At 64.8% G+C, this 22744-nt stretch carries 18 protein-coding genes and 2 pseudogenes; 11 read left to right on the forward strand and 9 right to left on the reverse strand.

Translation table 11 applies throughout. The annotated features are described in order from the left end of the window. Positions 1–7 precede the first annotated feature (7 nt). Positions 8–3232 (reverse strand): type 2 lanthipeptide synthetase LanM family protein, encoded by a 3225-nt coding sequence (locus JX552_RS09280; RefSeq protein ID WP_205877056.1) that lies wholly within the window; start codon positions 3230–3232, stop codon positions 8–10. A 376-nt stretch (positions 3233–3608) separates the two neighbouring features. Further along, positions 3609–4535, reverse strand: coding sequence for a CPBP family intramembrane glutamic endopeptidase (locus JX552_RS09285; protein WP_205877057.1), 927 nt, complete (start codon positions 4533–4535; stop codon positions 3609–3611). Positions 4536–4681: 146 nt separating this feature from the next. Between JX552_RS09285 and JX552_RS09290 the strand changes: the two genes are divergently transcribed. Then, positions 4682–5425, forward strand: a complete 744-nt coding sequence (locus JX552_RS09290) for a TetR/AcrR family transcriptional regulator (RefSeq protein ID WP_205877058.1) — start codon at positions 4682–4684, stop codon at positions 5423–5425. 133 nt (positions 5426–5558) lie between these two features. Continuing rightward, positions 5559–7115, forward strand: coding sequence for a flavin-containing monooxygenase (locus JX552_RS09295; RefSeq protein WP_205877059.1), 1557 nt, complete (start codon positions 5559–5561; stop codon positions 7113–7115). Here JX552_RS09295 and JX552_RS09300 read toward each other — a convergent pair. After that, positions 7112–8002, reverse strand: a pseudogene (locus tag JX552_RS09300) (SDR family NAD(P)-dependent oxidoreductase). The gene JX552_RS09295 and the pseudogene JX552_RS09300 sit on opposite strands and share 4 nt — an antisense overlap. A gap of 24 nt (positions 8003–8026) precedes the next feature. Here JX552_RS09300 and JX552_RS09305 point away from each other — a divergent pair. The 5 genes from JX552_RS09305 (at position 8027) to nrdF (ending at position 12684) form a co-directional block, all read left to right on the forward strand. Next, complete coding sequence (locus tag JX552_RS09305; RefSeq protein WP_346779300.1) at positions 8027–8536, forward strand: TetR/AcrR family transcriptional regulator; 510 nt, start codon at positions 8027–8029, stop codon at positions 8534–8536. A 227-nt stretch (positions 8537–8763) separates the two neighbouring features. Beyond that, the gene (locus JX552_RS09310; RefSeq protein ID WP_241010982.1) at positions 8764–9615 is read left to right on the forward strand and encodes a YncE family protein; all 852 of its coding nucleotides are present in this window, start codon (positions 8764–8766) and stop codon (positions 9613–9615) included. A 41-nt stretch (positions 9616–9656) separates the two neighbouring features. Then, positions 9657–10799: a glutathione-independent formaldehyde dehydrogenase gene (locus tag JX552_RS09315; protein ID WP_205877061.1), complete on the forward strand. Its 1143-nt coding sequence runs from the start codon at positions 9657–9659 to the stop codon at positions 10797–10799. 6 nt (positions 10800–10805) lie between these two features. Beyond that, complete coding sequence (locus tag JX552_RS09320) at positions 10806–11585, forward strand: alpha/beta fold hydrolase (protein WP_205877062.1); 780 nt, start codon at positions 10806–10808, stop codon at positions 11583–11585. A 124-nt stretch (positions 11586–11709) separates the two neighbouring features. Continuing rightward, positions 11710–12684, forward strand: coding sequence for a class 1b ribonucleoside-diphosphate reductase subunit beta (gene nrdF / locus JX552_RS09325; protein ID WP_205877063.1), 975 nt, complete (start codon positions 11710–11712; stop codon positions 12682–12684). Between the two features lie 105 nt (positions 12685–12789). Here the strand turns inward: nrdF and JX552_RS34055 are convergent, their stop codons facing one another. After that, on the reverse strand, positions 12790–13140 hold the full coding sequence (locus JX552_RS34055) for a DUF6985 domain-containing protein (RefSeq protein WP_431195971.1): 351 nt from the start codon (positions 13138–13140) through the stop codon (positions 12790–12792). A gap of 405 nt (positions 13141–13545) precedes the next feature. Continuing rightward, the gene (locus JX552_RS09335) at positions 13546–14007 is read right to left on the reverse strand and encodes a hypothetical protein (RefSeq protein ID WP_205877064.1); all 462 of its coding nucleotides are present in this window, start codon (positions 14005–14007) and stop codon (positions 13546–13548) included. A gap of 539 nt (positions 14008–14546) precedes the next feature. On the opposite strand from JX552_RS09335, the pseudogene JX552_RS32105 reads away from it, so the two are divergent. Next, positions 14547–14615 (forward strand): annotated as a pseudogene (locus tag JX552_RS32105) (hypothetical protein); the annotation flags it as partial. Here JX552_RS32105 and JX552_RS09345 read toward each other — a convergent pair. Then, positions 14612–15148, reverse strand: a complete 537-nt coding sequence (locus JX552_RS09345) for a restriction endonuclease (RefSeq protein ID WP_205877065.1) — start codon at positions 15146–15148, stop codon at positions 14612–14614. The pseudogene JX552_RS32105 and the gene JX552_RS09345 sit on opposite strands and share 4 nt — an antisense overlap. A gap of 198 nt (positions 15149–15346) precedes the next feature. On the opposite strand from JX552_RS09345, the gene JX552_RS09350 reads away from it, so the two are divergent. Beyond that, on the forward strand, positions 15347–15757 hold the full coding sequence (locus JX552_RS09350) for a DUF3349 domain-containing protein (protein WP_241010984.1): 411 nt from the start codon (positions 15347–15349) through the stop codon (positions 15755–15757). On the opposite strand, the gene JX552_RS09355 is transcribed toward JX552_RS09350, so the two are convergent. Together JX552_RS09355 and JX552_RS09360 are read right to left on the reverse strand one after the other, a co-directional pair. After that, the gene (locus tag JX552_RS09355) at positions 15752–16792 is read right to left on the reverse strand and encodes an NAD(P)-dependent alcohol dehydrogenase (RefSeq protein ID WP_205877067.1); all 1041 of its coding nucleotides are present in this window, start codon (positions 16790–16792) and stop codon (positions 15752–15754) included. The two genes, JX552_RS09350 and JX552_RS09355, sit on opposite strands and share 6 nt — an antisense overlap. A 91-nt stretch (positions 16793–16883) precedes the next feature. Beyond that, a complete protein-coding gene (locus tag JX552_RS09360; protein ID WP_431195972.1) occupies positions 16884–17951 on the reverse strand; it encodes an iron-siderophore ABC transporter substrate-binding protein in 1068 nt (355 codons plus the stop codon). 192 nt (positions 17952–18143) lie between these two features. Here JX552_RS09360 and ctaD point away from each other — a divergent pair, with 192 nt between their 5' ends. Continuing rightward, positions 18144–19889, forward strand: coding sequence for an aa3-type cytochrome oxidase subunit I (ctaD, locus tag JX552_RS09365; RefSeq protein WP_205877069.1), 1746 nt, complete (start codon positions 18144–18146; stop codon positions 19887–19889). Between the two features lie 15 nt (positions 19890–19904). Next, on the forward strand, positions 19905–21152 hold the full coding sequence (serB, locus tag JX552_RS09370) for a phosphoserine phosphatase SerB (RefSeq protein ID WP_205877070.1): 1248 nt from the start codon (positions 19905–19907) through the stop codon (positions 21150–21152). A 110-nt stretch (positions 21153–21262) separates the two neighbouring features. Here serB and JX552_RS09375 read toward each other — a convergent pair whose 3' ends face one another. Next, complete coding sequence (locus JX552_RS09375) at positions 21263–22555, reverse strand: IS110 family RNA-guided transposase (protein WP_205876309.1); 1293 nt, start codon at positions 22553–22555, stop codon at positions 21263–21265. Positions 22556–22744: the final 189 nt, after the last annotated feature.

A 22744-nucleotide genomic window follows, 5' to 3' on the forward strand; every position in this document is an offset into this window, starting at 1 on the left:
GGATCGTTCATTCCCACATCAAGACGTTGGGAAGGGCCGGGGCTACACGCCGCAACGACGTGTACCCCGCCCCTGCGACGCCGCGGAACAAGCCGAGGTTGAACTGGCTGGTGCCGCTGCTCCAGCGATACGTTCCTCGTTCCCGGGCGGTGAGCACAACCGACAACAGCCACTGCGAGGCACGGTCGCGCAGCGCATGGTCGCCGAGCACATCGCTTGCCTCCCAAAGTAATTCGACACTGCCCAGTGTGCCGCAACACAGGGTGTCGGTCGGGGCGGGCCATGCGCGAGCGGTAGCGGTGAGCGCGTGGCCGATATCGGTCCGCAACACGTCACCCGGCACCACGGCATACCCGGTCATTGCGGCGCGAGCCAGCCCGATGCCAGGAGCGCCATGGCACCACTTGCAGGGCCATGCCGCCGGGTCGCTGCGCAAGTCCGGCCAGTTGCCTCGCTGCGCATCGAAGGAGGCGTTCTCGAAGGCCAGGCATTCCCGTGCCGCGTCGGCGAATTCGTCGGATCCGGTGACCGAGGACAGCGACGCCAACGCGTAGGCGAAGCCGGCCGCCCCGTGTGACATCCCGTTGATCGGGCGGGCGAATCCGGGCGTGAGCCAGGTGCGCTGTGCGGGTGCTCCGACGCGGCTCTGGGCCAGCAGGTGCTTGCCGCAGCGGATGGCGCGCGCGAGCGCGTCGCCGGAGCCGGTCTGCCGGTGCAGTCGAAGTAAGCCCAGAATGGCGCCGGCGCTACCGCCCAGGACGTCGAGTTGTCGATCGGCCGCGATGAGCTCGTCGGTGACCAGCTCCGCTATCCGGTGAGCGTCCGCGAGCAGCCCGCTGTCGCCGAGCAGGTCCGCGACGACTGCCAGGCCGTACACGATCGATCCCAGTCCGAAGCCGCCACCCAGGCCCAGCAAGCGGGCAACGCGGCCCGGGTTGCGACCGTGCAGCCGTTCCCGAAGGTCGGCCAGCGCCGCAACGGCGAGGTCGCGCGAGGACGCCGAACCTGTGACTGCCGCGTGCGCGGCAAGGAAGAGGGCTATGCCGCAAGTGCCGTTGTAGAGATCGTGCCCGAGCGCGACGAGTTGTGATACCTCGTTATCGCCCAGCCAGTCCAGCCCGATCCATGCCGCGTCGGAGTTGCCGTGAAAGGCATGCTGGCTCAGGGTTTTCACGGCCGCTTCGGCCGCCGCGTGGAACGCGTCCTCGCTCGTTGCGCCGGCGCTGCCGTCGTTGTTCAGCGGTGCGAGTGTCAAGCGGGGCACCTGGCGCCTGAGCGTGGCGGTGCTGACCTCGATCACTTCGGTTTGCCGTGCGATCTGAGCCTCGTCCAGATCCAGTAGGCGCCCGCACGCGCGATCCCGACCCGACGGACCCGTCGTGGCGACCGACGTCCCGAACGCGTCCGCGATCTCGTTGCCGTCGCTGCCCATCACGAAATGCGGCACATTCAGCTCCACGATCGCGGCGCGCTCGGCGGACTGCAACGGCCACAGGGGATCGGAGTCCCGCTCCCAATCGGAGAGCCTGGCGGTGAAATCCGCCTGAGCCGACCACACCGCGCCATCATCCATCGCGCGGTGATCTCGCAGCCGCTCGAGCAGCATGTAGTAGAACCGCGTGGGCCGCAGGACCTTTCGCACGGTCAGACCGGCGAATCGGCCGAAGAGATCTTCCGGGCGCTGCTGTTGCAGGAACGTCGCGTAGTCACGAAAGCCCGACGCCAGATCGTCGACGTAGTCGCCCGGCAGGGCATATCGGCCCCCGAACTGGGGCAGGTTCGGCAGAGTCGCCTCGGCCTGGGCAATCAGCTCCGGACGCATGGCGTCGGTGTTGATGTCCCTCCAGGCGAGTGCGCTGCGTGACTTCGAGTCGGAGGCTATGCCGCCGATCGAGAAAATTTCGTTGGACTGCGAACCGTACACAGGAAGCAAGCCCACCGTCATGACCGAATTGTTGATCGCTGCGTGGGCGGCCTCCACGGCGACGCCGGGCCGATCCGCGGCACTGCTGACCTCCGGCGATGGGTCTGCCTGCAGAATCATTTCCAGATCGATGGGTACCGGGTGGTCGCCGTCGGCGATGACGTTCTCCTGGTGCATATCGACGCCGGCGAAGCAGTAGAAGAGCGCCAGCCATGCACCGGTGCGCCGAAAGAATCGCGGAAAGCCTTGGCCGTCAGCACAACTCGGGTGGCGAACATATTCAGCCCAGCCATATCCGTCGCATGCGAGAACTCTGACTGCTTTCAGTGCGATGGGCGCCCTCGGGTTGAGCTCATCGATCATCGAGTGCCAGGCGGCGTCCACCCGCAGGTCCTTGGGCTTGTAGACGACCCGTTGGTCGTCGTCGAAGGTGATGACTCGCACGGTGCGGCCGAGGTTGTGTGGATCGGAAAGGCTGCCATCGATGCTGCGGATATCGGCACTGGCGCCGGGTGCGAGCAGCTGGCGTCGGATCGCGGGGAGATCGTCATGGAGCCGGGTGAGCAACTCACGTGAGGACTCGAGCCATTGCCGGGTCAGTGCCGCCATCAGCCGCAACAGGACTGGCTTGTCGTCGAAAAGCCGACGCAGCCCGCCCGATCTCATGTTGGCAATGAACTCGTCGTAGCGGGCAGTCGAACCCGACGGTAACGGTGCACCGTCGCCTTGGCGAGCGTGCACGAAACGCTCGTACAGCGCCGGGGCTGCGAGTCTGGACAGCTCGACGACCAGACAGCGGCGCAAGCCCACTCGCACTCCCGGGCCCAGGGCGGCGCCGACGGCCGGGTCCAGGCCCTGCCATAGACGCGCGTCCGCCTGGCGGACAACAGGTTCGAGCAGTTCTTCGAAGGCCTGGCGATCCGTCTCGGACACAACAGTTCTCGCTACGTCATCGGTGTCTTCACTCAACGCCGCGGCAATCCAGGCGGCGTCTTGCATCCAGGACGGCGCAGGCCGGGAAGGGTTGCGGCGGACCGTGGCGAACTTTGCCAGCACGCTTGCCAACGACAATCCGTCGCGCTCGAGTCGCCTGGCCAATAGCGTCCAGTCTCCGCTTGCCGACGAGCGGCACCATGCGGCCAGGCGGCGGGCGGCCAGATCGCTATCGCTCTTCTGGCCCGGCAGCGGCTCGAAGCGATCCGAAAGCAGCTCGTCAATTGTCGCCGCGCGAGAAATCAAGCGTTCGTGGTCTGCCTGCATCTCACTGTCCCAGGGGTCCGTCTCGTCGCGATCAGGGTAGACCGACACGGAGTCCGCGGTGTCCACCGATCGGGGGACACGAAGATCCTCCGTCCGGAGGACACCGCGGGGGTGTCCTGACTGTTATATTTAGCGCACCTTAAGGATTCGTATAGCGGTCAGTAGAGATTCGTATTGCGGATCGCAAGAAGGTATTTCAGCACCACAGTTCTGCCGACTCAGCGACCGGGATTCGGCTCAGTGAAGGGACCATGCCATGAGCACTGCTCGTACTCTCGACCACGCCAGCGACGTATTCACCCGCAGCATTTCCGACGAAGCACTTGAATTGGCGGGCGACATGTCAGTGGGCGCCCAGGTCGTTTTCACCAGCTGGCCTTGCTGACGGCGCCGCTTGTGTCATTCCGATGGCCGCTCGTCATCGTCAATGCCCATCGCTGAGCGACGGTGACGAGGCGGCTTTCGTTTCGGCGAGCTCGGTCCGTTTGGCCCAGAACACCGCCGCAACCAACGCTGACAGCCAGACGAAAACCAATCCCGGTTCGCCGACAACCCATTTGGTGGACTGCGTCGCGGTGATCAACGGTGTGCAGATGGACTGCATCCACACGTTATGGCTCGCGTGCAACATGATGGGCGGCCACACGCTGTCCGTCCGAAGCCGTAGCCATGCCTGCGCGAAGCTCACCGCCACCGCCGCAACAGTGAATGTCGGCAGCGAGAACCACACCGGCACACCCTTTTCAGGCGGGAACAGCATCCAGAAAATCGGGTAATGCCACATTGCCCAGACCAAGCCGGAAAGCGCGGCGACCGGCGTGAACGACAACGTCCGCGCCAGTTCCGGCACCAGGAAGCCGCGCCATCCCAGCTCCTCGCCCGCTGCGGTGGCGACGCTGTAGACCATTCCGGCAGAGCCCTCCAAGGCCACCAGCAGCGCCACGGTAACGCCATCGGGTAGGCGGCCGAACCCGAACGACTGGGCGACCTGGTGCAGGTGGGCGGTGTCGGGAAATCCGCCGAGTCCAAGGACGCAGATCGCCAGCGTCCCGGCCAGGCAATACCCGACCGGAATCAGGTAACCGACCACGGCGAACCGGCCGTTCCAGCGCCAGCCCAGCACGCTCAGGGGACGGCCCAACAGCCGGCAGGACATCATGGCCGCAACCGCCGGCATCCACATCAGCCCGCCGATGTAGAGCCGATTGGTGGTACCGGTCGCGATGATCAACGCCCAGAAGACGCTGCTGAGAGCCGCCGTCAACACCAGGAACACGCCCGTGCCGCGCCACGCGGACTTGGTCAGCGAGTCTCTGTCGGGCGGATCCCCTTGGCGTCGTGAAGCGGGCACCAGGTCATCTTCAGACCGCTGGCGGTTCGTCGACAAGGCCCGAGGCCACGCGCCCGCTGCGGCCGTGGGTGGGCCATGCCCTCGTCCGCTGTCACAGGATGCCGGTCTGCGCAGGTCAGCGGCTCCCAGGCGGTAAGGTTCTCTACGTGGTGAGAATGCCTCGACCCGCTTTACCCCACCCGAGCGCGAAGCCCGGCGTGAAAGTCGACGCGCGCAGCGAGCGCTGGCGCGAACACCGCAAGAAGGTGCGCGCCGAGATCGTCGACGCCGCTTTCCGTGCCATCGACCGGCTGGGACCGGAGTTGAGCGTGCGGGAGATCGCCGAGGAGGCCGGCACCGCAAAGCCGAAGATCTACCGGCATTTCACCGACAAGTCCGACCTGTTCCTGGCGATCGGGGAACGGCTGCGCGACATGCTGTGGGCGGCGATCTTCCCCTCGATCAACCTGGCCACCGACTCCGCCCGCCAGGTGATCCACCGGGCCGTCGAGGAGTTCGTCACCCTGCTTGACCAGCACCCTAACGTGATGCGGGTCTTCATCCAGGGCAGCTCCAGTGCCCAGTCCAAGGCCACGGTCCGCACCCTCAACGAAGGCCGCGAGATCACGCTGACCATCGCCGAGATGTTCGACAACGAACTGCGGGACATGGAGCTGGACGCCGCCGCCCTGGAATTGGCCGCGTTCTCGGCGTTCGGGTGCGCCGCATCGGCCACCGAATGGTGGTTGGGTCCCGAACCCGACAGCCCACGGTCGATGACGCGCGAACAGTTCGTCAGCCAGCTGACGACCATCATGATGGGCGTCATCGTGGGCACCGCTGAAACGCTGGGCATCGCAATGGACCCGGACAAGCCGATCCATGATGCGCTGCCGGCCGCCCTGCCGTGAGCTGAGCCTCAGCAACGTTGACATCGTCCGGGGTTTCCATGACACTCGGGTATATCCGATACCCCGGGTACTGGGTATCTGCGTCTCAATGAGCACGCCCGCCCTCTAGCGGCCACTACAGGAAAGATCCACCATGACCGACGTCGTGACCTCGGCTAACGAATCCGCCGAGAAACCGCAGTCACAGCCGACCCACACCCGCACCCTGATCATCGGGACCGGATTCTCCGGCCTCGGAATGGCCATTGCGCTGCAGAAGGAGGGCGTGGACTTCATCATTCTGGAGAAGGCCGATGACGTCGGCGGCACCTGGCGCGACAACAGCTACCCCGGCTGCGCGTGCGACATCCCGTCGCATCTGTACTCGTTCTCCTTCGAGCCCAAGCCGGACTGGCGGAACCCGTTCTCCTTCCAACCCGAGATCTGGGACTATCTCAAGGGCGTCACCGAGAAGTACGGGCTGCGCCGCTACATCGAGTTCAATTCGCTCGTCGACCGTGCCTACTGGGACGACGACGAGTACCGCTGGCATGTGTTCACCGTTGACGGGCGGGAGTACGTGGCGCAATTCCTGGTCTCCGGAGCCGGCGCATTGCACATCCCGTCGGTCCCGGAGATCGAGGGTCGCGACGAATTTGCCGGTGCCGCTTTCCATTCCGCGGAATGGGACCACAGCGTCGACCTGACCGGCAAGCGGGTCGCGATCATCGGCACCGGCGCCAGCGCGATTCAGATCGTGCCCGAGATCGTCGGGCAGGTCGCCGAACTCCAGCTCTACCAGCGCACCCCGCCGTGGGTGGTGCCGCGGTCCAATCCCGAGATCCCGCCGGCGCTGCGCACCGCCATGGAGAATGTCCCCGGCTTGCGTGCGCTGGCGCGCCTGGCGATCTACTGGGGCCAGGAAGCGCTCGCGTTCGGCATGACCAAGCACCCCAATGCGCTGAAATTCATTGAGGCGTACTGCAAGTGGAACATTCGCCGCTCGGTGAAGGACCGCGAACTGCGGCGCAAGCTGACACCGAAGTACCGCATCGGGTGCAAGAGGATCCTGAACTCGTCGACCTACTATCGCGCGGTGGCCGACCCGAAGACCGAGTTGATCACCGAGGGTATCACCCGAATCACCCGTAACGGCATCCTCACCGCCGACGGCCGCGAGCGCCAGGCGGACGTGATCGTGTACGCCACCGGCTTCCATGTCACCGACTCCTACACCTATGTCCAGATCAAAGGCCAGCACGGTGAAGATCTGGTGGACCGGTGGAACCGCGAGGGCATCGGCGCGCACCGCGGCATTACCGTCGCCGACGTGCCAAATCTGTTCTTCCTGCTCGGCCCCAACACCGGACTGGGCCACAACTCGGTGGTGTTCATGATCGAGTCGCAGATCCGCTACGTCGCCGACGCGATCGCCAAGTGCGACAAGATGGGCGCCCGGGCGCTGGCGCCGACCCGTGCGGCGCAGGACCGCTTCAACGAAGAGCTGCAGGAGAAGCTGTCCGGGTCGGTGTGGAACAGCGGTGGTTGCAGCAGCTGGTATCTGGACGAGCACGGCAAGAACACCGTGTTGTGGGGTGGCTACACCTGGCAGTACTGGATGGCCACCCGGTCGGTGAAGCCGGAGGAATACCAGTTCCTGGGCTTACGCGGCAAGTCGGGCAAGCGAGCCGGCAAGAAGGTTGCCGTCTAGGACGAAACACCTTCTGCGCCAATCGAAGTCGGCGACCGTTCGGCGAACGACCGGAGGTTGTGGCGCACGATGCGGTCCAGCACTCGGTCGGGTAGCACCCGGCTGAGCCGCACCAGCACCGCGGCGTCGCGTCCGACGGTGTAGCGGGTGCGGGGACGAGTCGCGGTGGCGGCCTCGGCGATGACCTTGGCGGCGTGTTCGGCTGACACGCCGGTCTCGATGAATGATCGCGCCTGGGCGGTGACGGCGCCGATGAGGTCGCCGTAACGCGCCAGTTGGGCCGGACCCATGGAGGCCTGCAGCTCCTCCGCGGTCGCGATGCCTCGCTCCGGCATCGCCGTCTTGACGGCGCCGGGCTTGACGACCACCACCTTGACCCCTAGGCCGGCGACCTCGCGCCGCAACCCGTCGCTGGCCGTCTCGAGGGCGAATTTCGATCCCGCGTACGCGCCGTAGGTCGGCAAGGCCACCTTCCCGCCGACGGAGCTGATGTTCACGACGGTGCCGCAACTGTGCAGAAGTGCGGGCAACAGCGCCTGGGTGACAGCGATGTGCCCGAACAGATTGACCTCGAACTACCGGCGCCACTGGGCTACCGGCAACGTTTCGACCGGTGAGTTGATCGCGATTCCGGCGTTGTTGATCAGCGCGCGGAGTGGTCGCTGGTCCCGCGCAACGCGATCGGCGATGGCCCTGACATCGGAGTCGACGGTGATGTCCAGGATGTGCGGCTCGATGCCGTCAGCGCGCAGCGCGTCCGCGTCGACTTCGCGGCGTACCCCGGCGAGCACATGAAAGCCTCTGCGGGCCAATTCTTTGGCGGTGGCGGCACCCATCCCGGTGGACGCGCCGGTCACCACGGCCAGTTCTTCAGTGGGAGAGTGCACTGACGGCCTATGCTTTCCGAAGTGATGACTCGAGCGGAAAGCGCTGCGGTGACCCGCCGGTCGTTGCTCGAGGCGGCAGGTGCGCTTCTCGACCTCGGGGGAGTCGAGGCGGTGACCCTGCGTGAGGTTGGTGCCCGCAGCGGCGTGTCACGTTCGGCGGCGTATCGCCACTTCGCCGATAAGGAATCGCTGCTCGGCGTGCTGGCGATGAACGCGTTGAACGAACTCGGTGATGTCCTGGAAGGTTTGGCCGCCAGTGTCGCTTCCCCCGAGGCGGCGTTGCGATCCGCGCTGTTGTCCCTGATCGCACTCGGTCGCAGTCGGCCGCATCTGTTTCTCGACATCGTCGGTCGGATCACCGGTCCTGGAGAGGCGAAACGATATGGAGCGCTGTTGTTGGCCAGCGCCCACGGCATCACGGGCCTGGACTTGAGCGGACATCTTGATCTGAACAAGTGGCATACCGATGCCGAGGAGCTGGTCGACACGATGATCGCTCTGCTCCCTACCGGGAACACCGCTGAACGCGCGTGAAGTGGGTACCCGCAACCGTGACTTTGCGGACGCGATTGTATGCAGTGGGTTTGACGGCGCTCTTGATCGCCGGCTGTGGCCATCCCGATCGCGCGCCGCAGTCGAGTTCAGCGTCGTCCAGTGTGCCCACCGAGGGCCGTCGCCCGCCGGATGCAGGGTTGCTACCGGCTGCCGAACCCCGGCAAGCGCCGCCGCCCATTGACCCCAGCGTGGGTCGGACGGTCGCAGTGGGACGCTCACCCGAGGGCGTCGCCGTCGACGCGCAGACCCGGATCGTCGCCATCGCCACTCGCGAGCCCGACGAGCTGGTGCTGCTCGATGCCGACACCGGCGACGTGCGCGGCCGGGTATCGCTGCCGGGGGCCGTCCGCCACCTCCAACTCGCCGGTCCCGGGGGACCGGTGCTGGTCCCGGTCGAAACCGCCGACGTGCTGATCCGCGTCGACCTGCCGCAAGGCAAGGCGCAGCCGGCGATCCGCACCGGTGAGCATCCGCACGACGCCGCCGCGGCGGCCAACGGAACGGTGTTCGTCGCCAATGAACACGGTGGAACGGTAGTCGCGCTGCGCGGTGACCAGATCGTCAAAGTCTTCGCAAACACCGTCCAGCCGGCCGGGACGGCCCCGGTCGGGACGTCGATGGGCGTGCTGGACGTGCGCAAGAACGATTTGACCGTCTACGACGCCGAGCGGCTGACGATCGTAGGTTCCACGCCGGCCGGGGCGGGGCCGACCCACCTGGTCGCCGACCGGCACGGGCGGATGATCGCCGCGGACACCCGGGGCGACGCGGTGCGGGTGTTCACACCACTGCCCACGCCGCACGAGGTGGCCTCGGTAGCGCAGCCTGGCGGCCCCTACGGCATCGCCTACGACGGGTCCCGTGACCGGCTCTGGGTGGCGTCCTCCGGAACCAACGAGGTCGTCGGCTACGACATGGGTGCTGCGAAACCACGTGAAGTGCAACGCTTTCCCACAGTCCAGAATCCCTATACCGTCGGCGTCGACGCGGCAACCGGACGGTTGTTCGTCGCCGGGGTGACCGGTGGCGTGGTGCAGATCATCGACACCGCATCCTGAGACTCGCGATTGAACTTGTATTGCCTGGGTAACCGGCGTGGATGAAAGCCGTTGTCTACAAAGGGCCGCGTGAGGTGTCGGTCGACGAAGTTCCCGACGCCGCGATCGAGCAACCGACCGACGCCATCGTCAGGATCACCGCGACCAACATCTGCGGGTCCGATCTGCATATGTACGAAGGCCGCACCGATCTGGAACCGGGCACGGTGATCGGGCACGAAAATTTGGGCGAGATCGTCGAAGTCGGATCGGCGGTCGTAAGTCGCCGGCCCGGTGACCGGGTATGTCTGCCGTTCAACATAGGTTGCGGCTTCTGCGGAAACTGTCAGCGCGGGCTGACCGGCTTTTGCCTCACCGTCAATCCCGGAGTGGCCGGCGGCGCCTACGGCTACGCCAACATGGGACCCTATAGCGGGGGGCAGGCAGAGTACCTGCGAGTGCCGTTCGCCGACTTCAACGCGCTGCACCTCCCGGAAGACAGCGTGGACAAGGAAAACGACTATGTGATGCTGGCCGACATCTTTCCGACCGGCTGGCATGGAACCCGACTGGCCAAGCTGCAGCCCGGGGACACCGTAGCGGTCTGGGGTGCCGGTCCGGTCGGCCTGATGGCGGCCTACTCGGCGGAAATCCAAGGAGCGGCAAAGGTGTTCGTGGTCGACCACAACGCCGAACGTCTGGCGTTGGCCGAGAAGTTCGGTGCCGTCGCCGTGAATTCGGGCCAGGTGGATCCCGTCGAGTACCTCAAGGAAGCGACCGGGGGACAGGGCGTGGACCGAGGCGTGGAAGCGGTCGGCTACCAGGCCCACGATTCCTCGGGCGCCGAACGCTCGAATATGACGATGAACGCGCTGGTGGATGTGGTGCGGCCGACCGGCGGCATCGGCGTCGTAGGCGTATTCGTGCCCGAAGACCCCGGCGCGGCAGACGATTTGGCCAAAGAAGGCAAGATGGCATTCGATTTCGGCACGTTCTTCTTCAAGGGGCAGACCATCGCGACCGGTCAGGCCAACGTCAAGAACTACAACCGGCAGCTGGCCCAGCTGATCCACCACGACAAGGCCACGCCGTCGCGGCTGGTGTCGCACAATCTGGCTCTGGGCGACGCGCCGGATGCCTACCGGCACTTCGACAATCGCGACCAAGGCTGGACCAAAGTGGTTCTGAACCCGGGCAAGAGCTGATCGGCCATGTCGATGCATTTTGTCCGCTCGGGTGCGGGCCGGCCGTTGTTGCTGGTGCACGGGCTCGGATCCAGTTGGCGCAATTGGGATTTGGTGTTACCGGCGCTGTCCGCGCAGCGGGATGTGATCGCGCTGGACCTGCCGGGGTTCGGCGACAGTGCGCCCTTGGCGGAACCGGTCACGATCGCGTCGTTGACCGACGCCGTCGAGGCATTCATCCGCGAACACGAACTCGGTGATATCGACGTGGTGGGCAGTTCGATGGGTGCTCGCATGGCGCTGGAGCTGGCCCGGCGCGGTCACGGCGGAACGGTGGTGGCGCTGGATCCCGGCGGCTTCTGGAGCGATGGCGAACTGAAGGTCTTCGGCGTGACGGTCGGCGCGTCGATCGGGTTGGTGCGCCGCATCCAGCGATTGCTGCCCACGTTGACCCGCAGCCGCGCCGGTCGGACGGCTCTGCTGTTGCAGTTTTCGGCCAAGCCGTGGCGATTGCCGGCCGGTCTGGTGTTGCAGGAACTGCGCAGCTTCGCCCGCGCCACCCAGCTCGACGAGGCGCTGGACGCTTTGGTGCACGGGCCCAAGCAGCAAGGCGCGCCGGCCGGGTCGTTGCGGGGACGGGCGGTCATCGGCTGGGGTCGCAACGACCGGGTGACGCTACCTCGCCAAGCTACGCGCGCCCAGCAGCTGTTCCCGGACGCCACCCTGCACCGGTTCGACGATTGCGGCCATTTTCCGCACTGGGACCAGCCACAACAGGCCGCCGAGCTGATTCTCGCGGTGACATAGCGACACGCCGCAAAACACAACTTATTGTGTTGCGCCGGCTTGTCGGCCCCTAGGGGTAGTGTTTGAGCTCTAAGCACGTCCGGCGCTGCCGGCAGCCAAATCGGCCTGGTGAAGTGGGGTTTCGGTGAGTGGAAATGCAAAGCTGATCGACCGCGTTTCGGCGATCAACTGGAACCGTCTGCAAGACGACAAAGACGCGGAAGTCTGGGACCGGTTGACCGGCAATTTCTGGCTGCCCGAGAAGGTGCCGGTTTCCAATGACATCCCGTCCTGGGGAACGTTGACCCCAAGCGAGAAGCAGCTGACGATGCGCGTCTTCACCGGCCTGACGATGCTGGACACCATCCAGGGCACCGTCGGCGCGGTCAGCCTGATCCCTGACGCGCTGACTCCGCACGAGGAGGCGGTGTACACCAACATCGCGTTCATGGAGTCGGTGCACGCCAAGAGCTACAGCCAGATCTTCTCCACCCTGTGCTCGACCGCCGAAATCGACGACGCGTTCCGCTGGTCGGAGGAGAACCCGAACCTGCAACGCAAGGCCGAGATCGTGCTGCAGTACTACCGCGGCGACGAGCCGCTCAAGCGCAAGGTGGCCTCCACCCTGTTGGAGAGCTTCCTGTTCTACTCCGGTTTCTACCTGCCGATGTACTGGTCGAGCCGGGCCAAGCTGACCAACACCGCCGACATGATCCGGCTGATCATCCGCGACGAGGCCGTGCACGGCTACTACATCGGCTACAAGTACCAGCGCGGCCTGGCCATGGAGGACGAAGCCAAGCGCGCCGAGCTCAAGGACTACACCTACGAACTGCTGTTCGAGCTGTACGACAACGAGGTCGAGTACACCCAGGACCTCTACGACGAGGTCGGGCTGACCGAGGACGTCAAGAAGTTCCTGCGTTATAACGCGAACAAGGCGCTGATGAACCTCGGCTACGAGGCGTTGTTCCCGCGCGACGAGACCGACGTCAACCCGGCGATCCTGTCGGCGCTTTCACCGAATGCCGACGAGAACCACGACTTCTTCTCCGGGTCGGGCTCGTCGTATGTGATCGGCAAGGCCGTGGTCACCGAGGATGAGGACTGGGACTTCTAAAGATCAGCTCAATGCGTTAATGCTTGCGCCGAGGTCCAACGTGGTGTGGTTGACAGCCGGGAGAGGTGAGGTTTGGTGGCTGGAGTGGGTCGGCAAGCCAGCTCGCTAGAGGACGATGTTCTGCGGTCCGACCTCGACGATGGACTCATTGACGAACTTGACGGCCAGTCCCAGTTCGACGTCCCACGAGCAGCTGTACATTAGGGCAACCACGCGGTCGGTGGAGCAGCGACGCGGGAGCGGAACCTGGAAGAAGTCCGGTGCCACCAGAGTGGACAGGCCTTCCTTGCCGTTGATGATTGGCATGAGTCGGTTCGCATCGTCACCGAACTGCTCGCGCAATTCCCGCTGGCACCGGAGGTATTCGGTGTACAGGGCATCGTCGGCCTGCCCGTAAAGCTCGGCCCTGCGGTCAGTGAACTGCCCTAAAGCGTCACGCTGGACATGCCCTCCCAGCCTCCTGGCTCGCTATATGCGATCGCTCCAAGCACGGTGTCGGTCACGGTCCCCCCTCTCCCGCCGATGGTGGCAAGGTCTTTCCGGCGTTGAGTTCACCGATACCGCCGACGTGTCCCAGTCGGTTGTTGACTATCGAGGGTCACTAGCTGCATCGTCTCGAGATTCGGCTCCTCGTGACCGCGTGTACTCGTTGTCGCTGGCAATTTAATCCGGGTCAAACAAACCCGACTGTATAACGGGGTGGGGTCAGTCACTTTGGGACTCGCCACCGGTACTCGCTGGCACTTCACCATGCTCGACCGTAAGGTGGCCGACCGACGGCAGGGCGACTGGTGACCCCCCTGGTGCCTGCAAATGCGCCTTCGCCGACTTGGAGGATGCGATAACGGTGTTGGCAGTTTATTACTTGTCTCGTTCCCAGTATTTCTCTGCTGCATACTCTATGTACTTTCTCAGGACATCTTCAAGCGATGTAAAGGTATGCCAAAATTCCCGAGCGTAGGACCCGGTCGATATCACGGCATTGTTATTATTGTCGAGTATCAGCATATCTGTGTCGCCGATGAACTCGCCGATCACCCAGTCTGATTCGGTGACGTCGTAGCCGGACTCGGCGCGATCCGCCGACACCCTCCTCGCCTCATCGGGATCATTCAAGTCAAGTCCACAAATGCCAAATCTCAAATCGCGCATGAGGAATCCACCAGCGGTACATCGCCAAAGCTCTCGCGCTTGGGGTGGGACGCCTGCAGGGATGTCAGTGTCAGTTAAGCCTTCGCGCAGTCGACTTGTCAGCGCCAACCCGTCCATGACATCCCGGACCTCGATTGTGGCGTTACGATAATCACGCAGAAATTCGAACATGATTCTCTGATCACCTCGTATCTGTGCAGTCGACTCGATATCGCCCAAAGTTGTTCCACCACGGCGTAATTTGTTGATTGTGTAAACGCACGGAACGGGGATAAGGTTATCGAAGGAGTCGTCACCACCAAATTCGCGTGGCTTTGTGTGGTCAATATCGTACAGGTTCCAACCGCCGGGAGGCTCTGCGTAGCCCGTGTCATGCCACCGTGGGATGAAGTAGGACCCGTCTCATCGAGATGCAGCGCGCAGACTCGAATGCCAAAGGCGCTGAAAGTCCCTTCGGGTGGGGCGTAGTCGAGGACGACCGCACTCCGCACCTCATAGACCTCTGATGCAACACCACAACATCGCCGTCCCATTGCGGGCCTTGATCAGCCAAAATCTTAGTATCGGGCATCCGTGCCCACTTTTGCCCACATTTGCTCGGTAGTTGCAGATATCTGCAGGTGCCGGGGGATAGCGGTTTTTGCTGGTGACAGCGGTTTACCCCGCCCTCACCAGGTGCCTGCTGAGAACCAGACTTCTCGGGGTCGGGGTCGGGGTCGGGATCGAGCTACGTGATCCGCAAGGCCGTGGTCACCGAGGATGACGACTGGGACTTCTAAGAAGGTCGCAGCTCCGGCGGCCGCACCCAACTCTGCAAGACCGTGCGGCCGATCAACTGGCAGTTGTTGGTACGCGCCAATTGCCTTGCGGCAGGAGTGAATTCCTGGTTGCTGACGACGATGCTGCGGGTACAGCCGTGGTGGCGGGCCCCGGACACCACCTCCTGGACAGCTGAAATGCCGACCGGTTTGCCGTAGCGCTTGCACTGCACCGCCACGTAGTGGCCGTCCTTCTGCGCGACCAGGTCGACGCCATAGTCGCCGACCGGCGGGGTGAATGTGACGTCCCAGCCCGCACGGCCCAGGCGTGTGGCGATGTAGCTCTCGAACTCGACGCCGTCCATGGCATCGATCTCGTGCAAGGTCGTGCCGCGGCGCCCGCGCCGCGGCCATTCCCGGTTGGCCGCCCACCCGATCAGCACCACGCACAGCGCTGTCAGATAGAACGCCAGGACGCCGGCCGCGAGGCTGCGCTCGACGATGCCGACGCCCACCGCGACGACCAGCGGGATGGCGATCAGGGCCCTTGTCATACCGGGGTTATGCCGGGGTCATGCCGGGTCATGACCGGGCTATCGCGGGAGCCGTCTGCACGGGGCGATGATAAAGACCGGCGACGACAAGTCCGGCCCACTGGACACACGTGTGCGTGTCGTGAACGACGCATGAATTGTCGTCGCAGACGCCTTCGGAAGTGGCATCGTCGGCGTCGCTTTCGGGACACTGGGCGGGTGACGAAAGACCGTAACGATGGCGCTCACCCCCACTTCTTTCGCTCGGTGATCCGCTGGCTGCAGGCCGGCTATCCCGAAGGCGTGCCCGGGCCCGATCGGGTCCCGCTGTTCGCGTTGTTGCGCAGCACACCCCTGACCTCGGATCAGCTCAAGGAAGTCATCGACAACCTCACCGCGAAGGGGTCGCCGGCTGTCGCTGACGGCGTGATCGACGGAAACGAAATCGCCGGGCAGATCGCCGAATTGACCCAGCGCGACCCCGGTCCGGAAAACGTCCGGCGGGTGGCCGCCACGCTCGCCGCCGCCGGGTGGCCGCTGGCCGGCATCGACGTCAGCGAAGTGATTCCCGGCGACGTGGACGGCGAAGCGGCCGAAGAGGTGGCGGCGCGGCTGCGGGCCGGCCTATAACGTCGAGATGTCGATCACGAAGCGGTAGCGCACGTCACTGGCCAGCACCCGTTCGTAGGCCTCGTTGACGTAATCGGCTGCGATGACCTCGATTTCGGGCGTCACGTGGTGTTCGGCGCAGAAGTCGAGCATCTCCTGGGTCTCGGCGATGCCGCCGATGTTCGAACCGGACAGGCTGCGCCGCGCCGCGGCCAATGCGAATGCGTGCACTTCCATGGGGTGTTCGGGGATGCCGAGTTCGACCATGGTGCCGTCGACGTCGAGCAGGTTCATGTACTGGCCCAGGTCCAGGTTCGCCGAGACCGTGTTGAGGATCAGGTCGAAGCTGCCACGCAGTTTCTTGAAGGTGTCCGGGTCGGCAGTTGCGTAGTAATCGCTTGCACCCAAACGCAATCCGTCTTCCATCTTCTTCAGCGATTGTGACAGTACGCTCACCTGGCAGCCCATCGCCGCGCCCAGCTTGACGCCCATGTGGCCCAGGCCGCCCAGGCCGACGATAGCCAGGCGGGTGTCCTGGCCGGCTTTCCAGTGCCGCAGCGGGGAGAACAGGGTGATGCCGGCGCACAGCAGCGGGGCCGCGGCGTCCAGCGGCAGCGACTCGGGGATGTGCACGACGAAGCTCTCGTCCACCACGACGGCCTGGCTGTAACCGCCCTGAGTCGGGGTGCCGTCCTTGTCGGTGGAGTTATAGGTGAAGGTGGCGCCCTTCTTGCAGTACTGCTCCAGCCCGGCCTGGCAGCTGGTGCACTGGCCGCAGGAGTTGACCATGCAGCCGACGCCGACGTGGTCTCCGACTCGGTGCTTGGTCACCGCTGAGCCGACGGCAGTGACCACGCCGGCGATCTCGTGGCCGGGCACCACCGGATAGTTCGGTACGCCCCATTCGGCTTTGACGGTGTGGATGTCGGAGTGGCAGATTCCCGCAAACTTGATGTCGATGGCCACATCGTGCGGACCGGGATCGCGGCGTTCGATCGTGGTCTTGCTCAGCGGCTCGGTAGCCGACGTGGCGGCGTATGCGGAAACGGTGCTCATCATCATCCTCTGCGAATTGGTTGCGCTCTGATAAAGGTTAGCTAAGGTAACGGTCTGCACGCCAGTTGCGGGGGCGTTGCGCTGGTCACTCTCAGTTGATGGGTGCGTTGATCCAACGAAGGTCATCAACGATGCCGCGGGCCGCGATCATTCCCTCACCGGTCTGCCAGATCTCGTCGTTGACCACGAAGATCCGGTTGTCGCGGTTGGCGCCCAGCTTGCGCCAGGGGGCGCTGTCCAAGACGGTGGCCGCGCGCTCGGCGGCCGCGGTGGAGGCGCACGACACATAGATGATGTCGCCGTCGGCAGCGGAAAAGTCGGGGTTCTTGCTCAGGTCGGTGTCGGTGGCGCCGAATTCCAGGTAGGGCTTGTCGGTGAACCGCTGCGCCGTGGGACGGTCCACACCGACCGCTGCCAAGACGCTGCCGGGAAAGTTGTTGGCCCCGTAGACCCGCAGCGCGCTGGTGGTCAGCTGAACCACCGACACCTGAAAATGGGGTGCGTCGTGTTTGGCGCCGACATCTCTGGCGCGCTGCCGGAAGCCGGTGATCAGCGCCTCAGCTGCAGCGCCGCGAGCCGTCGCGGCGCCGACGCCGCGCAAGTTGTCCTCCCAGGCCGCGCCCGGGGCCGCGGTGAACACGGTCGGCGCGATCGCCGCCAGTTGCGGATACAACGTCGGCGTCCACGCCACCGACCCCAGAATCAGGTCGGGGCGGGCTGCGGCGATGGCCTTCAGGTCCGGTGCGTTGCGCGCACCGGCGCCCGGCACGTCGTGAATCACCTTGCCCAGATACGACGGCTGATTCGACGATCCGTCCGGCTCCGCCGCCGCGACCACCCGCGATTGCAGACCGAGTGCACACAGCGAGTCGAGTTGATCTCCGGACAGCACGACGATGCGCTGGGGATCGGCCGGCACCTGGGCCTCGCCCGGAACTACTCCGGCCGCGTTGCGGGCCGGCCGCGGGGGACCGGGGTCAGGGGCGGCCGCTTCCCGCGCACATGATTCGTCGGGCTTGCGGTCGTTGCCCAGCACTCCGGCGCCCGCTATCTGGGTGGTCGGGGTGACCAGTGAGGACGCCGATGTCGGATGATCCGAACCGCAGGCGGAGGTCAGGAGCAGCGCGACCGCCGCCACGGCGCCCAGAGGAGTTCGCAGGCCGCCGGATTGCACGCGTCCGACGGTAACATCCGGCCTGCTCAGACCACGGCGGTCGGGCGGGTGGCGGGCTCTCGCAAAACGAAATACGACAGTTTGTAGGACCAGGCCTACCGGCAGGCTGAACGCGGGCTAAGATTCCTCTTAGCACTGCATGTGCGCCCCTGTCCGGATGGATGTTTGGAGGATCTGTTGACAGCCGAAGCGCCCCCACGGGGAGAACTCGAGGCAGTCCGTCCCTACCCGGCTCGCACCGGTCCCAAGGGCAATCTGGTCTACAAGCTGATCACCACGACCGATCACAAGCTGATCGGCATCATGTACTGCGTCACCTGCTTCATGTTCTTCTTCATCGGCGGCCTGTTGGCGCTGTTGATGAGGACCGAGCTGGCGGTGCCTGGGCTGCAGTTCTTGTCGAACGAGCAGTACAACCAGTTGTTCACCATGCATGGCGGCATCATGCTGCTGTTCTACGCGACGCCGATCGTGTTCGGTTTCGCCAACCTGGTGCTGCCGCTGCAGATCGGCGCGCCCGACGTGGCGTTCCCGCGTTTGAACGCCTTCTCGTTCTGGCTTTTCCTGTTCGGCGGCCTGATCGTGGCGGCCGGTTTCATCACTCCGGGCGGCGCGGCCGACTTCGGCTGGACGTTCTACACCCCCCTGAGCGACGCGGTCCACACCCCCGGCGCCGGCGGTGACCTGTGGATCATGGGCATCATCGTCGCCGGCCTGGGGACCATCCTCGGCGCGGTCAACATGATCACCACGGTGGTGTGCATGCGTGCGCCCGGCATGACGATGTTCCGGATGCCGATCTTCACCTGGAACATCCTGGTGACCTCGGTACTGGTGCTGATCGCCTTCCCGCTGCTGACCGCGGCCCTGTTCGGCCTGGCGGCCGACCGCCACCTGGGCGCCCACATCTACGATCCGGCCAACGGTGGGGTACTGCTGTTCCAGCACCTGTTCTGGTTCTTCGGCCACCCCGAGGTGTACATCCTCGCGCTGCCGTTCTTCGGTGTCGTCTCGGAAATCTTCCCGGTGTTCTCGCGCAAGCCGATCTTCGGTTACACGACGCTGGTCTACGCAACGCTGTCGATCGCCGCACTGTCGGTCGCCGTGTGGGCGCACCACATGTTCGCCACCGGCGCCGTGCTGCTGCCGTTCTTCTCCTTCATGACCTTCCTCATCGCCGTGCCGACCGGCATCAAGTTCTTCAACTGGGTGGGCACGATGTGGAAGGGTCAGTTGACGTTCGAGACGCCGATGCTGTTCTCCGTCGGCTTCGCCGTGACCTTCCTGCTCGGTGGTCTCAGCGGTGTCCTGCTGGCCAGCCCGCCGCTGGACTTCCACGTCACCGACAGCTACTTCGTGATCGCCCACTTCCACTATGTGCTGTTTGGCACCATCGTGTTCTCGACCTACGCGGGCATCTACTTCTGGTTCCCGAAGATGACGGGTCGGCTGCTCGACGAGCGGCTGGGCAAATTGCACTTCTGGCTGACCTTCATCGGGTTCCACACCACGTTCCTGGTGCAGCACTGGGTGGGTGACCAGGGCATGCCCCGCCGCTACGCGGACTACCTGCCGACCGACAACTTCACCACCCTGAACATGATCTCCACCGTCGGCGCCTACATTCTGGGTGTCTCGATGCTGCCGTTCGTCTGGAACATCTTCAAGAGCTGGCGCTACGGCGAGGTAGTGACCGTCGACGACCCGTGGGGTTACGGCAACTCGCTGGAGTGGGCGACCAGCTGCCCGCCGCCGCGGCACAACTTCACCGAGCTGCCCCGAATCCGTTCGGAGCGTCCGGCTTTCGAGCTGCACTACCCGCACATGGTCGAGCGGCTGCGTGCCGAAGCGCATGTCGGGCGCGCACACGGTCCCTCCGACGGAGATGTCACCAGATCGGACGACGTCAGCGTCCGCACCTGATGGCGGCCGTGGCGGGTGAGTAAGTCACCCAGGGTGTCGGTGCTGATCACGGTTACCGGCGTCGACCAACCTGGTGTGACGTCCGCCCTGTTCGGCGTCCTCGCCCGACACAAAGTCGAGCTTCTCAACGTCGAACAGGTCGTGATTCGGCGGCGATTGACGCTGGGCGTGTTGGTGTCCTGCCCGCTGGATCCCGTGAACGGCGATCTCGAGGCCACGGCGCTGCGTGAGGACGTCGAGGCGGCCATCCGCGAGGTCGGGCTGGACGTCACGATCGAGCGCAGCGAGGACCTGCCGATCATCCGGGAACCCTCGACCCACACCATCTTCGTGCTCGGTCGCCCGATCACCGCCGGCGCCTTCGGCGCCGTTGCCAGGGAAGTGGCCGACCTGGGCGTCAACATCGACTTCATCCGCGGCGTCTCCGACTACCCGGTCACCGGTCTGGAGTTGCGGGTGTCGGTGCCGCCCGGCGCTTACGGCCCGCTGCAGAGCGCGCTGACCAAGGTCGCCGCCGAGGAGCAGGTGGATGTGGCGCTCGAGGACTACGGTCTGGCATGGCGCACCAAACGGCTCATCGTGTTCGACGTCGACTCGACGCTGGTTCAGGGTGAGGTCATCGAGATGTTGGCGGCCCGCGCCGGTGCCGAGGGCAAGGTCGCGGCGATCACCGAGGCCGCGATGCGCGGTGAATTGGACTTCGCCAAGTCGCTGGAGCAGCGGGTCGCCACCCTGGCGGGCCTGCCCGCGTCGGTGATCGACGACGTGGCCGAACAGCTGGAGCTGATGCCGGGGGCCCGCACCACGCTACGAACGTTGCAGCGTTTGGGCTTTCGCTGCGGCGTTGTCTCCGGCGGTTTCCGGCGGATCATCGAGCCGCTGGCCGATGAGCTGAAGCTGGATTTCGTCGCCGCCAACGAGCTGGAGATCGTCGACGGCACCCTCACCGGGCGGGTGGTGGGAACGATCGTCGACCGCGCGGGCAAAGCCACCGCGCTGCGGGCCTTCGCTGAGCAGTACGCGGTACCGATGGAGCAGACCGTCGCGGTTGGGGACGGCGCCAACGACATCGACATGCTCGCCGCCGCGGGCATGGGGATCGCCTTCAACGCCAAGCCCGCGCTGCGCGAGGTCGCTGACGCGTCGTTGAGCCACCCCTATCTGGACACCGTGCTGTTCCTGCTGGGCGTGACGCGCGGCGAGATCGAAGCTGCCGACGCGGTGGACGGCGTGGTGCGCCGGGTCGAAATCCCTGCCGAATAGCGCTTGGCGAGCAGACACAAAGGCACCCCGGAGCGCCTGCTCTCAGGAGCTTTTGTGTCTCTCTCGAAAATGTGGTGACCCAAAGTTGGTGCGTGATTGGGGTGCCGGTGTTAGGCAGCTCCGGTGAGCGGTTCGAGAATGACGTTGTAGCCAAGATTCTCCAGTTGCTTGATTGCTTTGGCTTTGGTCTGCCCAGGGTTGTGCCGGGTGTAGTAGTCGGGTCCTGGATCCTGGTAGAAGGCGCCATTGATCAGCATGTTGTAGGCGTCGGTGAGCATCTTGTGTTCGAGGGCAACCAAAGCGATCTGGCCGGTTGATGAGCGGCGCTTGGGTTTGTTCTGGTTATGGCGCTTGGGTAGGGGTCGGTGAGTGCCGGCGATACGTCGGTAGCGGACGCTGTAGTAGGTGTCGTTGCTGCGGGCCGCCGACAGGGCCGCAACACCAAGTGCGGCTTTGAGGTGACGGTTACCGGGCAGGATGGACGCCGATTTGACCCGGCCCGCGGATTCGTTACAGCCCGGCACCACCCCGGCCCAGGACGCCAAATGCCCGGCGGTGGGAAACACGCTCATATCGCCGCCGGTTTCGGCGATGAACACAGTGGCGACCAGCTCAGACCACCCCGGGATACTCATCAGCAGTTCCCGGGTCGCGCAAAAAGGTTCGATCACCTCCTCGATGCGCTCATCAAGACGGGCGAGGTCGGCGTCGTGGGCATCGAGGCGGTCAAGGTATAACCGCACCATAAACGCGTGATGGTCGGTGAATCGCCCACGCAGCGCGTCGGTGAGCTGCGGGATCTTCTTGCGCAGGGTCCCTTTGGCTAGATCGGCGAGCGTCGCCGGATCGCGCTGGCCGGCACACAGCGCTTCGAGCATCGCCCGCCCCGAGACGCCGATGATCTCTGAGGCCACCGCGGAGAGTTTGATCCCAGTGTCTTCCAGTAGCTTTTCGAGCCGCTGGATCTCTTTGGTGCGCTCGCGGGTAATCACGGTGCGCGCCCGGGTCAGGTCGCGCAACACCCGAATCGGCGGTGGCGGCACGAACGATGCGCGCAACAGCCCATGGGCTCCCAGATCGGCCAGCCACGCCGCGTCGGAGACATCGGTCTTGCGGCCGGGGACGTTGCGTGCCGCTTTGGCGTTGACCAGGGTCACGTTCAACTGCTCTTCGAGCAGGTAGTAAAACGGTTTCCAGTAGTCCGAGGTGGACTCGATCACCACACACTCAACGTGCTCGGCCACCAGATGCTCGCGCAACGCCAGGATCTCGTTGGTCATCGAGCCCCACGTGGTCACCGTCGTCGACGTCGCCCGTCGGCCCTGCCCCTGAACACGGATACATGCCTTGGCGTCCTTCTTGGAAACGTCGAGGGCCGCGCACCGCGCATAAACGACTTCCATGATTACTCACCTCCAAAACACGTGCTATCAAGGGTGTTTCGGGGAGAGCGAAAACAAAACAGGAGTCTCTCTCGCGTGCTCACAGGCAACAATCCACCGCCCCCGCAACCAACACAGGGGTGCTCTCCAGCCCCAAGCTGCTCGGCGTGCTCAGAGCAACACAGACGCAACGGGGTCAACCGAAACACC

Source organism: Mycobacterium gordonae, assembly GCF_017086405.1.
Classification (GTDB): domain Bacteria; phylum Actinomycetota; class Actinomycetes; order Mycobacteriales; family Mycobacteriaceae; genus Mycobacterium; species Mycobacterium gordonae_D.

Bases quoted from the DNA above. Each gene is read 5' to 3' on its own strand.
- JX552_RS09295 (WP_205877059.1), top strand. From the start codon at position 5,559: ATGACCGACGTCGTGACCTCGGCTAACGAATCCGCCGAGAAACCGCAG.
- JX552_RS09305 (WP_346779300.1), top strand. From the start codon at position 8,027: ATGACTCGAGCGGAAAGCGCTGCGGTGACCCGCCGGTCGTTGCTCGAG.
- JX552_RS09315 (WP_205877061.1), top strand. From the start codon at position 9,657: ATGAAAGCCGTTGTCTACAAAGGGCCGCGTGAGGTGTCGGTCGACGAA.
- JX552_RS09320 (WP_205877062.1), top strand. From the start codon at position 10,806: ATGTCGATGCATTTTGTCCGCTCGGGTGCGGGCCGGCCGTTGTTGCTG.
- JX552_RS09335 (WP_205877064.1), bottom strand. From the start codon at position 14,007: ATGTTCGAATTTCTGCGTGATTATCGTAACGCCACAATCGAGGTCCGG.
- JX552_RS09345 (WP_205877065.1), bottom strand. From the start codon at position 15,148: ATGACAAGGGCCCTGATCGCCATCCCGCTGGTCGTCGCGGTGGGCGTC.
- JX552_RS09355 (WP_205877067.1), bottom strand. From the start codon at position 16,792: ATGAGCACCGTTTCCGCATACGCCGCCACGTCGGCTACCGAGCCGCTG.
- JX552_RS09375 (WP_205876309.1), bottom strand. From the start codon at position 22,555: ATGGAAGTCGTTTATGCGCGGTGCGCGGCCCTCGACGTTTCCAAGAAG.